14 protein-coding genes are annotated in these 13,175 nt (G+C 73.7%); 9 read left to right on the top strand and 5 right to left on the bottom strand.

Annotation, left to right across the window (positions count from 1 at the left end):
* Positions 1 to 57: 57 nt before the first annotated feature.
* A complete protein-coding gene (locus ACZ51D_RS15225; protein ID WP_360495682.1) occupies positions 58 to 507 on the bottom strand; it encodes a hypothetical protein in 450 nt (149 codons plus the stop codon).
* 224 nt (positions 508 to 731) lie between these two features.
* Here ACZ51D_RS15225 and proC point away from each other — a divergent pair, with 224 nt between their 5' ends.
* Positions 732 to 1,559: a pyrroline-5-carboxylate reductase gene (gene proC / locus ACZ51D_RS15220; RefSeq protein WP_465615970.1), complete on the top strand. Its 828-nt coding sequence runs from the start codon at positions 732 to 734 to the stop codon at positions 1,557 to 1,559.
* Positions 1,560 to 1,687: 128 nt separating this feature from the next.
* The gene (locus tag ACZ51D_RS15215; protein WP_465662501.1) at positions 1,688 to 2,884 is read left to right on the top strand and encodes an MFS transporter; all 1,197 of its coding nucleotides are present in this window, start codon (positions 1,688 to 1,690) and stop codon (positions 2,882 to 2,884) included.
* Between the two features lie 27 nt (positions 2,885 to 2,911).
* Here the strand turns inward: ACZ51D_RS15215 and ACZ51D_RS15210 are convergent, their stop codons facing one another.
* On the bottom strand, positions 2,912 to 3,433 hold the full coding sequence (locus ACZ51D_RS15210; protein WP_465615974.1) for a hypothetical protein: 522 nt from the start codon (positions 3,431 to 3,433) through the stop codon (positions 2,912 to 2,914).
* Positions 3,434 to 3,547: 114 nt separating this feature from the next.
* Here ACZ51D_RS15210 and ACZ51D_RS15205 point away from each other — a divergent pair, with 114 nt between their 5' ends.
* The 5 genes from ACZ51D_RS15205 (at position 3,548) to ACZ51D_RS15185 (ending at position 7,782) form a co-directional block, all read left to right on the top strand.
* Positions 3,548 to 4,744, top strand: coding sequence for an acetoin utilization protein AcuC (locus ACZ51D_RS15205; RefSeq protein WP_465662499.1), 1,197 nt, complete (start codon positions 3,548 to 3,550; stop codon positions 4,742 to 4,744).
* A 247-nt stretch (positions 4,745 to 4,991) separates the two neighbouring features.
* Positions 4,992 to 5,201, top strand: a complete 210-nt coding sequence (locus ACZ51D_RS15200; RefSeq protein WP_360495668.1) for a helix-turn-helix domain-containing protein — start codon at positions 4,992 to 4,994, stop codon at positions 5,199 to 5,201.
* 181 nt (positions 5,202 to 5,382) lie between these two features.
* Complete coding sequence (locus tag ACZ51D_RS15195; protein WP_425311139.1) at positions 5,383 to 5,499, top strand: 30S ribosomal protein bS22; 117 nt, start codon at positions 5,383 to 5,385, stop codon at positions 5,497 to 5,499.
* Between the two features lie 149 nt (positions 5,500 to 5,648).
* Positions 5,649 to 6,761 (top strand): NAD-dependent epimerase/dehydratase family protein, encoded by a 1,113-nt coding sequence (locus ACZ51D_RS15190; protein ID WP_465616358.1) that lies wholly within the window; start codon positions 5,649 to 5,651, stop codon positions 6,759 to 6,761.
* 7 nt (positions 6,762 to 6,768) lie between these two features.
* Positions 6,769 to 7,782: a lysophospholipid acyltransferase family protein gene (locus ACZ51D_RS15185; protein WP_465615978.1), complete on the top strand. Its 1,014-nt coding sequence runs from the start codon at positions 6,769 to 6,771 to the stop codon at positions 7,780 to 7,782.
* Between the two features lie 94 nt (positions 7,783 to 7,876).
* Here ACZ51D_RS15185 and ACZ51D_RS15180 read toward each other — a convergent pair whose 3' ends face one another.
* From ACZ51D_RS15180 to ACZ51D_RS15170, 3 genes are all read right to left on the bottom strand, one after another.
* On the bottom strand, positions 7,877 to 9,172 hold the full coding sequence (locus tag ACZ51D_RS15180) for a DUF5667 domain-containing protein (protein ID WP_465662497.1): 1,296 nt from the start codon (positions 9,170 to 9,172) through the stop codon (positions 7,877 to 7,879).
* A gap of 270 nt (positions 9,173 to 9,442) precedes the next feature.
* On the bottom strand, positions 9,443 to 10,213 hold the full coding sequence (locus ACZ51D_RS15175) for an ECF subfamily RNA polymerase sigma factor, BldN family (protein ID WP_465616360.1): 771 nt from the start codon (positions 10,211 to 10,213) through the stop codon (positions 9,443 to 9,445).
* 637 nt (positions 10,214 to 10,850) lie between these two features.
* Positions 10,851 to 11,864 (bottom strand): HAD family hydrolase, encoded by a 1,014-nt coding sequence (locus ACZ51D_RS15170; RefSeq protein ID WP_465662495.1) that lies wholly within the window; start codon positions 11,862 to 11,864, stop codon positions 10,851 to 10,853.
* A gap of 112 nt (positions 11,865 to 11,976) precedes the next feature.
* On the opposite strand from ACZ51D_RS15170, the gene ACZ51D_RS15165 reads away from it, so the two are divergent.
* Positions 11,977 to 12,252, top strand: coding sequence for a glutaredoxin family protein (locus ACZ51D_RS15165; protein ID WP_360495653.1), 276 nt, complete (start codon positions 11,977 to 11,979; stop codon positions 12,250 to 12,252).
* A 164-nt stretch (positions 12,253 to 12,416) separates the two neighbouring features.
* A complete protein-coding gene (locus tag ACZ51D_RS15160) occupies positions 12,417 to 13,163 on the top strand; it encodes a 3'-5' exonuclease (protein WP_360495650.1) in 747 nt (248 codons plus the stop codon).
* Positions 13,164 to 13,175 lie beyond the last annotated feature (12 nt).

Here is a 13,175-nt window from a genome sequence, read left to right as displayed (position 1 = left end):
AACTCGTGCCCGCCGGGTGGCGCTTCACCCTGTTTCGTCCTGAACCGTGCCGGTGCGTCAGCCCTTGCGGCGGGCCTGCTTCACCGACCCCACCACCCCGGCGATCGCCAGCAGGAGGCCGGCGGGCAGCAGCGAGATGAAGAAGGCGCCGAACAGACCGGAGTCGCCGAGGAACAGCTGCGCCAGGGTGTTCAGTGCCAGCAGCCCGCCGGCCGCCGGGAGGGCCGACTGCCACGGGTGGTCGTTCGCCCAGCGGCGCAGCCGCCGGTCGGCGGTGTCGCGGCGCAGTTGCCCGCCGACGGTGCCGACCAGGAAGAAGAAGAACAGCGCCCAGCCGGCCGGTCCGGCCAGCATGCTCAGCGACCAGCTCCCGGAGATCGCCTCGATCCCCAGGGAGGTCGCCCCCACCACCGCACCGACCCCCGCGGCGGTTCGCCACGGGCCCACGGTCGCCGAGGCGACGGCGAGTTGCCGGTTCTCACGTCGGGACATTTCGTCGTGTGCCATGGTTCAACGGTGCGCCCGCCCGGCCCCGGAGGCCATAGGGGAACCCCCTGGTTTTCTCCCTAGGGGCGGGAAGGTCGACAAGGGCCGACAAGGCGCGACAAGGCGCGGCGACGGCCGAGCGAGCGGCGCACCCCGCCGGGCCCGGCGACCACGAACCGGACGGTCCCGCCGGGCGCCGACGTACGGTGCGAGGATGGCCGCAGTACCAAGGCAAGGAGCGGACCATGGGCAGCAGCGCAGCACGCGGACAGAAGATCGCCTTCCTGGGCACCGGCAAGATCGGCGAGGCCCTGCTCTCCGGCCTGCTGCGGGCGGGCAAGAACCCGGCGGACGTCCTGGTGACCGCCCGCCGCCCCGAGCGCGCGGTCGAACTCGCCGCCCGGTACGGCGTGGTGGCGGTCTCCAACGCCGAGGCCGCCAAGCTCGCCGACACCCTGATCCTCGCGGTCAAGCCGCAGGACATGGGTACCCTGCTGGAGGAGCTGGCCCCGCACGTCGGTGCGGACCGGCTGGTGATCTCGGCCGCGGCCGGCGTCCCGACGGCCTGGTTCGAGGAGCGGCTGGCGGCCGGCACTCCGGTGGTCCGGGTGATGCCCAACACGCCGGTCCTGGTGGACGAGGGGATGAGCGTCATCTCGGCGGGCTCGCACGCCACCGAGGAGCACCTGGCGCGCACCGAGGAGATCTTCAGCTCGGTCGGCAAGGCGCTGCGGCTGCCGGAGTCCCAGCAGGACGCGGCCACCGCGCTCTCCGGCTCCGGCCCGGCCTACTTCTACTTCCTGGTCGAGGCGATGACCGACGCGGGGATCCTGCTCGGCCTGCCCCGCCAGGTGGCGCACGACCTGATCGTGCAGTCCGCGATCGGCGCGTCGGTGATGCTGCGGGACTCCGGCGAGCACCCGGTGAAGCTGCGCGAGGCGGTCACCTCCCCGGCCGGCACCACCATCGCGGCCATCCGCGAGCTGGAGAACCACGGTGTGCGGGCCGCGCTGCTGGGCGCCCTGGAGGCGGCCCGGGACCGTTCCAGGGAGCTGGCCTCCGGCGGGAAGTAGTCCGCGGCGGCCGGGGCAGAAGTCCCTGCGCGACCCCTCCCGCAATCGCGGCGCACCGCCTACGCTCTCGCCAACATCGTCCTACCGGGCGGTAGCGAGGTCGCCGGGAGGCCCGTGTGGAGGTCCGTATGAGTGCCGCGCCGTCCGCGGTCCCGCCCGGCCTGCGGGTGGGGCGGGCCGCACTCGCCGTCAGCTTCCTGCTGCAGGGCACCACCTTCGCGCTGCTGGTCACCTGTATCCCGGAGCTGCAGCACCGGTACGGGCTGAGCGACGGGCTGCTGCCGGTCTTCCTGGCCGCCGTGCCGATCCTGGCCGGGGTCGGCTCGATCACCTCCGAGCAGCTGGTGAAGCGCACCGGCGCGCGGGCCGTGCTGCGGGTGGTCCAACCCGCCGTCTGCCTCAGCCTGGCGGCGGCCGGGCTCGGTGACATGCTGTGGCAACTCGCCCTCGCGCTGGGGGCGTTCGGGCTGCTGGTGGGGGCACTGGACGCCAGTATGAACATGCTCGGGGTGGGCCTGCAGCACCGCTACGGCCGCTCGATCATGATCGGCTTCCATGCCGCGTTCAGCCTGGGCGGCATCGTCGGCGCGGCCCTGGCGGGCCTCGGCTCGCACTACGACCTCGGGCTGCCGGTGCTGTTCGGCACGGCCGCCGCGGTGATCGCCCCGCTCGCGGTGGTCACCGGCACCAGCTTCGCGGGCCCGGCCGAACTCGGCGACGCCGTCCGGGAGGCCGCCGAGGCCGCCGCCCGGTCCATCCCCTGGCGGCCGCTGCTGCCGCTCTGCCTGGCGATGGCCTTCGCGTACATCGCCGACGCCTCGGTCTCCAACTACAGCGTCAAGTACCTCACCGACGGCCTGGGCAGCCGCGAGGACCTCGCCAAGCTCTCCTACCTCGGCTACATGGTCGCGATGCTGCTCGGCCGCGCTCTGGGCGACCGCGCGGTGCAGCGCTTCGGCGCCGTCCTGGTGGTCCGCGCGGGTGCGGCGCTGGCCGCGCTCGGTTTCGGGGTGGCCGCGGTGGCGCCCGCCGCCTGGGCGGGCGTCGCCGGGTTCACTGTGCTCGGCTTCGGCATCTGCGCGATCATCCCGCAGGTCTTCGCGGCCGGCGGCCGGCTCTTCCCGGCCGACTCGGACGCCGCGGTGGCCCGGCTCAACCTCTTCAACTACGTGGGTTTCCTGATCGGTTCGCCGCTGGTCGGGGCGATCGCCGACGCGAGCTCCTACCGCTGGGCGCTGCTGGCCCCGATGCTGCTGGTGCTCGCCGTCCTGCCGCTGGCGGACCGCTTCGCCCCGGCACCGGCGCTGGCCCCCGCCGCCGCGTGACGACGGGGGCCGTTGGCGGGACGGGGGTCAGCTGATCACGGTCTGCAGCTCGGGCAGCCCGGAGAGCGAGCCGCCCTCCCTGACGTCGGTCGGACTGCCCACCTGGCCGAACTCGTAGTAGAGGTAGGTCGCCCAGTTCACCGTGTAGGGCCCGGCGCCCCACGACGGGGTGTCGGCGATCTTGACGGTGAGCGTGACGGTCCTGGTCGCTCCCGGCGCGATCGGCGCGTTGAAGTGGAAGTTGGCGCTGTTCCCGCTGATCACGCAGTCGACCGTGTCCCCGGTGCAGCTCGTGACGGTGAAGGCGCCGCTGGTGTTGGCGGGCCAGGTCGGCGAGATGGTCTCGTAGCCGAAGTAGATGTCGCTGGTCTCGGTGTTGGTGAGGGACAGCGTCAGGGTCAGCTGGTCACCGGCCTTCGCGGTCGACCTGTCGACGGCGAAAGCGGGTCCGCTGACCGCGGCGGAGGCCGGCTGGGCGGCAAAGAACAGGCCAAGTCCCAGTATTGCAGCGAGAATTACCCCAAGGCGTTGCACGCTGAATGGCTTCATGGCGGAGAGGATAGGGAGCCGGATAGCTTTTGTCTGTACCGCCTCAACAAAGCGCTTCCGCCCCGGCGCGCCCTGGCGGCGGCCCGGCCACCGCCACCCGCTACGGTGGAGGCCATGCCCGAAGCCGAGCGTGACACCCCCTGCGGCCTGCACCTCTTCTGGGACGAGGCCGTCACCGCCTACGACTTCGGCCCCGGCCACCCGATGGACCCGACCCGGCTGGCGCTCACCATGCGTCTGGTCGAGGCCCTCGGGCTGGACGGCGGTCCCGGGGTGACCGTCCGGTCCGGGCCGGCCGCCGGCGAGTCCACCCTCCAGCTGGTGCACACCCGGGAGTACGTCGAGGCGGTCAAGCACGCCGCCGCCCACCCCGACCGGACCGACCCCCGGCACGGCCTCGGCACCGACGACAACTGGTCCTTCCCCGCGATCCACTCGGCCTCCGCGCTGATCGCCGGCCAGTCGGTGGCCGCCGCCGAGGCGGTCTGGCGCGGCGAGACCCCGCACGCCGTCAACTTCGCCGGCGGACTGCACCACGCGATGCCCGGCAAGGCCTCCGGTTTCTGCATCTACAACGACCCCGCGCTGGCCATCGCCCGGCTGCTCGAACTCGGCGCCGAGCGGGTCGCCTACGTCGACGTGGACGTCCACCACGGCGACGGCGTCCAGGAGGCCTTCTGGAACGACCCCCGGGTGCTCACCGTCTCCCTGCACGAGCACCCCGCCACGCTCTTCCCGCAGACCGGCTGGCCGATGGAGACCGGCGGCCCGGATGCCCCCGGCTCCGCCGCCAACCTGCCGCTGCCGGCCGGCACCGGCGACGCCGGCTGGCTGCGCGCCTTCCACGCCCTGGTGCCCGACCTGCTCGACGCCTTCCGGCCGCAGGTCCTGGTCACCCAGCACGGCGCCGACACCCATGTGGAGGACCCGCTCGCCCACCTCGCCGTCACCGTGGACGCCCAGCGGCTGATCGCCGAGGAACTGCACGACCTCGCCCACCGCCACGCCGACGGCCGCTGGGTGGCCACCGGCGGGGGCGGCTACGCGGTGGTCGACGTCGTCCCGCGCACCTGGACCCATCTGGTCGCCACCGCCGCCGGACGACCCGTCGACCCCGCCACCGAGACCCCCGAGTCCTGGCGCGCCGAGGTCTACCGCCGTACCCGCCGCCCGGCCCCGCTGCGGATGACCGACGGCGCCCGCCCGGCCTGGCGCGACTTCGACGCGGGTTACGATCCGGCCGACCGGCTCGATCAGGCCATCCTCGCGAGCCGCCGCGCGGTGTTCCCCCACCACGGTCTGCTGGCCTGAACCCGCCGCCCCGGCCGGGCAGCGAGGGCGCCCCGGCCGCCCGCCCGCCGGGCCGTGCGTACGCCGACCCGTGCGATCCGCCGAGTGGCTACGTACTGCAACAGTCCTATCTCTCACCGTACGAGGACTGCACCTCCCCTCTTCCCACTGGTACCACCCATAACTACTCTGGGGATACACGTGTGCCGGTGGAGTCACCGGAGGGGAAGCCGGTGCCTTGCACACGGGTAAGGGTCGGGTGATGGTCATGAGTTCCCTGGAGCGTCCCCTGCAGGAAGTCGTCTTCCTGACCGTGGCGGAGGTCGCTGCGGTCATGCGGGTGTCCAAGATGACGGTGTACCGGTTGGTGCACAGCGGAGAACTGCCGGCCATCCGGGTCGGACGGTCCTTCCGGGTGCCCCAGCAGGCGGTGCACGAGTACCTCAAGGAGTCGTACGTGCGGCTCGAGAGCGCGTAGGACCGGGCCGGCGGGGGCGGGTCCGCAGCCGCGGGCCCACCCCCGTTCGTCCCCGTTCGCCCTGGATTTCCCGCGAGTTTCCCGGCTACCGGGAGCGGGATTACGGCCTTCGCGCCATGGACGGTAGGCTAGGCCCTCACGTCAGTCGTATGGACTCCGTCTCTCACGGACGAGAGTCTCAGTGAGCGAGGGTTGTTCCGTGGGCTCTGTCATCAAGAAGCGTCGCAAGCGTATGGCCAAGAAGAAGCACCGCAAGCTTCTCAAGCGCACTCGCGTTCAGCGTCGCAACAAGAAGTAAGCGCCCCCGGCCGCGCCCAGCGCGTCCAGCGCTTCCACCGCCCGCCCTGGCCCTCGTGGCCCGGGCGGGCGGTGTCGTTTCCCGGCCCGGCAGGGCGGCGCGGTACGGTGCACACAGGCCGCTCGGGTCGAGGAATGGGGTGCAGCACCGTGGGCGTGGTCGTGCTCGTCACCGGCGTGGCGCGCCGTCTCGGTGCCCGCTTCGCCGCCGAGGTCCGTCGCCGTCCGGGCGTGGACCTGGTCGTCGGCGTGGACGTGCAGCCGCCCCGGGTGCCGGCCGAGGAGCCGGCCGGCCCGGCCGCCCCGTACCGCTTCCACCAGCTCGACCTGCGGCGCCCGGCGCTCGCCCGGGTGCTCGCCGAGCACCGGGTGGACACCGTCGTGCACCTCAGCGTCAGCGCCACCGGCCTGGGCTCCACCAACCGCTCCGCGGTGAAGGAGTCCAACGTCATCGGCACCATGCAGCTGCTCGGCGCCTGCCAGAAGGCACCCGGGGTGCGTCGGCTGGTGGTGAAGTCGACCACCGGCGTGTACGGCTCCGCGCCCCGTGACCCGGCGGTGTTCAGCGAGCGGATCCAGCCGAAGGACCCGCCCGGCGGGGGCTTCGCCAAGGACGCGGCGGAGGTCGAGGGGTACGTCCGGGGCTTCGCCCGGCGCCGCCCTGACGTCGCGGTGACGGTGCTGCGCTTCGCCAACATCGTCGGTCCGAACGCGGACACCCCGCTCGGCGAGTACTTCGCGCTCCCGGTGCTGCCGACCGTCCTCGGCTACGACCCGCGGCTGCAGTTCGTCCACGAGGACGACGCCGTCGCCGTACTCTGCCGGGCCGTCGGCGAGCCCGAACCGGGCACCGTCAACACCGGGACCTTCAACGTGGCGGGGGAGGGCGTCCTGCTGCTCTCCCAGTGCGCCCGCCGGCTCGGCCGGCCCACCCTGCCGCTGCTGCTGCCCGCGGTCAGCTGGATGGCCGTCCTGGCCCGGCAGACCCGGCTGGTGGACGTCTCGCCGGAGCAGCTGCGGCTGCTCACCCACGGCCGGGTGGTGGACACCACGCGGCTGCGCGAGACCTTCGGCTACCGCCCGGCGTTCACCACCCCCGAGGCCTTCGCTGACTTCGCCGCCGCCCGGGGCCCGGGCCTGCTGCCGCCCGGGCGGCTGGCCGCCGTCACCGACCGGCTGACCGCCCTGCTCGGCCCGGAAGGGGCGGCCGCCGCCGACGACGCCTCCGCCGTACCGAACCGCCCCCGCCGACCGAGGAGCTGAACCCGCGATGAGTGCCGCAGCCGAGAACGCGTCGGGCGAGGCCAAGGTCATCCCGATCGAGTCCGCCCCCAGCTGGTCCGAGCCCGAGGGCCCGGGCCCCGGCCTGGCCGACCGGCTCGCCGGGGCCGTCGGCGGGGCGCTGTCCGGGCCGCTCGGCCCGGCGGCCACCCGGCTGTTCGGCAAGGGCTGGGAGGGCCGCGCCGCCGAGGGGCTGGCCTTCCTGCGCCGCCGGGTCACCGGCGACTACGAGGTGGACGAGTTCGGCTTCGACCGGGAGCTCACCGAGGAGGTGCTGCTCGCGCTGCTGCGCCCACTGGCCGAGAAGTACTTCCGGATCGACGTCCAGGGCGCGGAGAACATCCCGGCCGAGGGCGGCGCGCTGATCGTCGCCAACCACTCCGGGACGATCCCGCTGGACGCGCTGATGACCCAGGTGGCCATCCACGACCACCACCCGAACCGGCGGCACCTGCGGATGCTCGCCGCCGACCTGGTCTTCGTGCTGCCCGGCATCAACGAGCTGGCCCGCAAGGCCGGCCACACGCTGGCCTGCAACGAGGACGCCCAGGCGCTGCTGGAGCGCGGCGAGGTGGTCGGGGTCTGGCCGGAGGGCTTCAAGGGCATCGGCAAGCCCTTCTCCGAGCGCTACAAGCTCCAGCGCTTCGGCCGGGGCGGCTTCGTTGCCTCGGCGCTGCGGGCGCGGGTGCCGATCGTGCCGTGCTCGATCGTCGGGGCGGAGGAGACCTACCCGATGATCGGCAACGTGAAGACGCTGGCCCGGCTGCTGGGCCTGCCGTACGTGCCGATCACGCCGACCTTCCCCTGGCTGGGCCCGCTGGGGATGCTGCCGCTGCCGACCAAGTGGACGATCCGATTCGGCGAGCCGATCGCCACCGACGGGTACCCGGCGGAGGCGGCGGACGACCCGATGCTGGTCTTCGACCTGGCCGACGAGGTGCGCGAGACCATCCAGCACACGCTCTACCAGCTGCTGATGCAGCGCCGCTCGGTGTTCTTCTGACCGTCCGTACCAGCGCGGGGGTGCGGCAGCGCACGAGCGTACGGAGCGGGCCCGGCGGATATCGCACTCCGCCGGGCCCGCCGCACAACCCCGGTCAGCCGCCGAGGATCCGCAACCCGGGCAGCAGGCCCGGGACCAGTGGGGGCACCTCGACGCCCTGCTGCCGGGCCTCGTCCGGGACTCCGGGCGTGCCGGACGGCTTCGGCGCCGACGGCGGGGCCGCGTCGGGGTTCGGCGAGGGCTTGGCGCCGGTGAGCCCGCCGGTGAGGTCGCCGACCAGCCCGTTGACGGCGTCCGGGGCGCTGGTGGGCAGGGTGCTCGGCAGGCCGGCGCCCTTGCCGCCGCTGCCGCCGGCGCCGGGGTTGGCCGGGGCGTGTTCGGTGGCACCGGGGCGGTTGCTGCCGGTGGCGCCGCTGCCCGGGGCCTGGCCGCCGCCCTGGGTCGCGCCGGAGCCGTCGGCCGGGGTACCGGCGGGGGAGCCGCCGGTCCGGTCGGAGGAGCCGCCGCCCGCCCCGGAGCCTGCCGTGCCACCGCTGTTGGCGGGGGGCTGGGCCAGGCGCAGGGGCGCGACGTCCTCGCTTATGTCGTCGAAGAGCTGGTTCACCAGGGAGGCCTGCTGGGTGAGTTGCACGGGCAGCTTGCCCTGCAGCTCGGTCCAGCGGCCGTCCTCGTCCTGGGCGAAGCCGGCCAGCGCGCGCATCGGCTCGAGCGAGCCGTTGCTGCGGTAGACCGAGCGCAGCAGCTCGCGGCCCTTGAGGGCGTCGGCGTGCATGTCGTCCAGGGCGTGGCGGACCTGCTCGACGGTGCCCGGGCTGAGCCCGCCCGCCGGGCCGGTGCGGCCGACCAGGACCTTCGCCTCGCCGAGCCGGGTGGCGGCGTTGTCGAGCAGCAGCTCGCCGCGCTCCGAATCGGAGCCCGCGAAGTCCAGTCGGAGCCCTTCGAGGCCGCGCTTCAGCCCGTACAGCGTGTCACCGGGTACGGAGCCGGTGCTCGCGGCGGCGGCACCGGCCAGGCTGCCGACGGCGAGCCCGGCCACGAGTCCGCCGATCGCGAACCGGCGGCTCCAGCGGCCGCGTGGCGCGCTCCGGATCGCCCGGTGGCGGCGCTGGCGGGGCACCGCGGCCCCCGGTCCGCCGGCGAAGGCCTGTTCGAACGCGGCCATCAGCTGGGCGCGTTGGACCGTCCGGACCTCGCGGTCCAGCACCGGTCCGGGCAGCGCTTCCAGTGCGTCGGTCAGGCCGACCAGTTCGGCCATCGCGGCCGAACCGGGGCCGGTACCTGCGGCGTTGGCCGATTCCGCGTCGGTTGCAGCGCGTTGCTCCGTCCGGTGGGCCTCCAGCACCTCGGCGAAGGCCTTCGCCCGCCGGTGCTCCAGCACGTTTGCCGTCACGGGCCACACCTCCCTTCGTCGTTGTCGACACCCCGGCCTGCCGGACGGTTGCCCCGGCTGGCCAAAGCCACTCCATCGGGTGACAGGTCACAATTCGGCTTGACCGTACGCCTGGTGGAGGCTTGCACTCTGGCCAACGATCGGTGCGGGCGGTCGGTTACGCACGGCTGATCATCGGATCGACCGTTCACTCTGACGTGTCGGTCGGGTGCGGACGGTGACGGCCGGCCGGGCGACACCCCGGCTGTGTCCCCCTCGGTCACGACAGGCTCACCGCGCGTCGGGCGGGAGCAGCCGGGCCAGGGTGCGGACGGCGCGGTACTGGAGGGTCTTGATGGCGCCCTCGTTCTTGCCCATGATCCTGGCCGTCTCGGCGACCGAGAGCCCCTGCAGGAAGCGCAACGTGACGCACTCCTGCTGCTGCGGGTTGAGCCGGCGCACGGCGTCCAGCAGGGCGGCGTTGGAGAGCGACTCCAGCACCGACTCCTCGGGGCTGCGCTCGCATTCGTTGGAGTCGAGCATCTCGCCGGTGGTGACCTCCAGCCGGAAGCGGCTGGACTTGAAGTGGTCGGCGACCAGGTTGCGGGCGATGGTGACCAGCCAGGCGCCGAAGTCGCGACCCTGCCAGGTGAAGGTGCCGATCCGGCGCAGCGCGCGCAGGAACGTCTCGCTGGTGAGGTCCTCGGCCGTGGCCCGGCTGCCTACCCGGTAGTAGATGTAGCGGTACACGGTGTCCGCGTAGTGGTCGTAGAGCCGGCCGAAGGCCTCGCTCTCGCCGGCCTGGGCCCGCTCGACCAGCTCCATGATCGGGTTGTGCTCGGTCTCGTAGCCGGGGCCGGTCGTGGTTCGGGCGCGGCCGCGGCCGACGCCGGTGCTGCCGGTGCGGCCGCGCGAGCCGGTGCCCGTCGAGCCGGTGCCGGTCGAGCCGGCGGCGGTGGTGCGCAGGGCCAGGCCGGGGCCGTGCGGGTGGTTGAACGATCCGCCGGCGGGTGCGAGTTGGGGCGAGGTGGCGAGCTGGCTGCGGAGCAGGTTGCGCAGCATGTCCAGACCGGTGGAGATCTGCCGCTCGGCGGTCGGACGGCTGCGGTGGCCGGTACGGGGGCGCAGGGGCGCGGACGACGGGCGGGAGGGTGCAGGCGCGTCGTTCCGGACGGGTGGGTACACGGGACTCCCAGAGGCAGAACTGTGGACGGATCACCTCCGCCTGCGCGGAGAGCACTCCCCGAAGCATCCGTTCGAGCGGGACGCGTGGGTGACGTGCATCCAGGAGAGAATAACGCTTTGTGCAATGACAGCTACACCGTGTGGTTGAAGTGGTCGTTTGGGATCCATTTGTTGCGCATATTCGGCTGACACTGACCGGAGCTGTCATCGTTCATCCGGCTCAACGTGATCGAACAGGCGCCCAGGGTGACCAATTCGGCGGCCTGGCGGGCGGTTTCCCAGCCTTGGGGCTCCGCAACCCCTGACTTTCCCGGCCTGGCGAACGATCAGAACCGGTCACCGGCAGACAGGTTCGCACATGGGGCCCGGACTGTCCTGTCACGCACGGGAGTTCGCCCGTACGAGCGGCCAGGTCAGGGCCCTGGTTGACGTCCGGTCACCCGCGCGGGCGAGCTCGTCGGGTGACCTCGCGCAAGCGCGCCTGACGGCTCCGGCGAGGGGATCGGGCGGGAAATCAGGCGTGGCGGCGACGGCGGTACAGCGCCACCCCGGCCGCCGTCGCGCCGGCCAGCACCCCGACCGCGGCCGCCGCCGGCAGCCCCACCCGGGCCGCCTTCCGACCGGTGCGGAAGTCCCGCACCCGCCACCCCTGGGCCCGGGCGTGGCGGCGCAGCGCGCCGTCCGGGTTGACCACGTACGGGTGGCCGACCAGCGAGAGCATCGGGATGTCGTTGGCCGAGTCGCTGTACGCGGCGCAGCGGTCGAGGTCGAGGCGTTCGCGGCGGGCCAGCGCGCCGACGGCGGCGGCCTTGGCCGGGCCGTGCAGCAGGTCGCCGACCAGTCGGCCCGTGTAGTGGCCGTCCCGGGCCTCGGCGACGGTGCCGAGCGCGCCGGTCATGCCGAGCCGCCGGGCGATGATCCGGGCCACCTCCAGCGGGGCGGCGGTGACCAGCCAGACCCGCTGGCCGGCGTCCAGGTGCATCTGGACCAGGGCGCGGGTGCCCGGCCAGATCTTGTCGGCGACGACCTCCTCGAAGATCTGCTCGCAGATCTCCTCCAGGTCGGCGGCGCGCTTGCCGGCGACGATGCCGAGGGCGGTGTTCCGGGCGTCCGAGATGTGGTCCGGGTCCTCGGCGCCGTGCAGCCGGAACCAGGCCTGCTGCCAGGCGAAGCGGGCGATGTCGCGGCGGGTGAGGAAGCCGCGGCGGTAGAGGCCGACGCCGAGGTAGAAGACCGCGGCCCCGCGCAGGATGGTGTTGTCGCAGTCGAAGAAGGCGGCGGCGCGGGGGTCGTCCGGGTCCGGGGTGTGGTTCTCGGTGGGCGCCTGGGGGGTCCTGGGGGCCTTCCCGGGCTTGGCCGTGGCCGGCGCCTCGGCGGTGTCCGGCGCGGTCTCCGCCGCGGCGGCCGGGACGGGCTCGGGCTCGGCGCGCAGCGCGGCCTCGGCCGCCTCGGCCGCGGCCTCGCCCGCCAGGGCGCTCCGCTCGCTGGTGGAACGTCTTGCCTGGGTGAGCCTTCGGAGCACGGCCATGGCACCGAGCATAGCCAGCCGGGCGCGGAGCGGCCGTGACGGTGCCGTGCCCGAGAGGTGAACAGCTCCACCGCGCGCGGGGGCGGGTGCGCGGTGGGCGCAGAATGGGGCGGTGAGCCCACTGCTGCGACGTAAGAGCCCCGAGCCCGCGGACCGTACCGTGACCCTGGTCGGCAAGCCCGGCTGCCACCTGTGCGACGAGGCCCGCGAGGTGATCGTCCGGGTGACGGGCGAGCTGGGGGCGTCCTTCGAGGAGAAGGACATCACCCAGGACGAGGAGCTGTACCGCCGCTACTGGGAGCAGATCCCGGTCACCCTGATCGACGGCCGTCAGCACGACTTCTGGCGGGTCGACGAGCGCCGGCTGCGCACGGCCCTGGGCGGCTGACCCGGCCGCCCGCGCGGGCACCGCCGCCCCCGCCACTCGGCGGGGGCGCTTCGCCGAATCGTTGCCAAAGACACTCCGTTTCGGCGTGCGGCGGGGCGGGTTGGTCGGCTTACGATCGAACGCGTTTGCGCCCGAGGGGGGCTGAGCACACGAGGAGTGCCGCCATGCTTCCCGGCCCGACCCCTGCGACACCCGAAACCCCGCCCGGGGCCCGGGGCTTCGCCGTGGTCGACGTGGAGGCGACCGGCCGCAGTCCGTGGCGGCACCGGGTGGTCGAGGTCGCGGTGGTGCTGCTCGACGAGCGGCTGCGCCCCGAGGGGGAGTTCGCCACCCTGCTGGATCCGCTGGGTCCGGTCGGCCCGACCCATGTGCACCGGATACGGCAGTGCGACGTCGAGGGCGCCCCGCGTTTCCGTGAGATCGCCCCGCGGCTGCTGGAGCTGCTGGCCGGCCGGGTGCTGGTCGGCCACCACGTCAGCTGCGACCACGCCTTCCTCGAGCGTGAGTTCGCCCGGATCGGGGTGCCGCTGCCGCCCGTCCCGCTGTTGTGCACGATGCGGCTGGCCGGCGCCCACCTGCCGGAGGCCCGCAGTCACGGCCTGGCGGCCTGCGTGGAGGCGGCGGGCCTCGGCTGGTACCCGGCGCACACCGCGTTGGGCGACGCCCGGGTGACCGCCGAGCTGCTGCGGTACTGCCTGGGCGCCACGTCCTGTCCGCCGGACGACTGGGCGGGCCCGCTGCGCGAGGCGGCCCGGGTGCCCTGGCCGCGGCTGGGCCGGGCCCGCTCCCGCCCGTCCGGCGAGGCCGTCCCGTTGCTGCGCCGGGAGGCGCCGTACGGCCCCTGGCTGCCCGGTTCCCGGGCCCCGGAGGTGGTGCTGACGCAGGCCGGTGCTATGGGTTCGACGGCGTGATGCGCATCACTG

Source organism: Kitasatospora sp. NPDC033851 (assembly GCF_055576085.1).
This window is presented reverse-complemented; position numbering and strand designations above follow the sequence as displayed.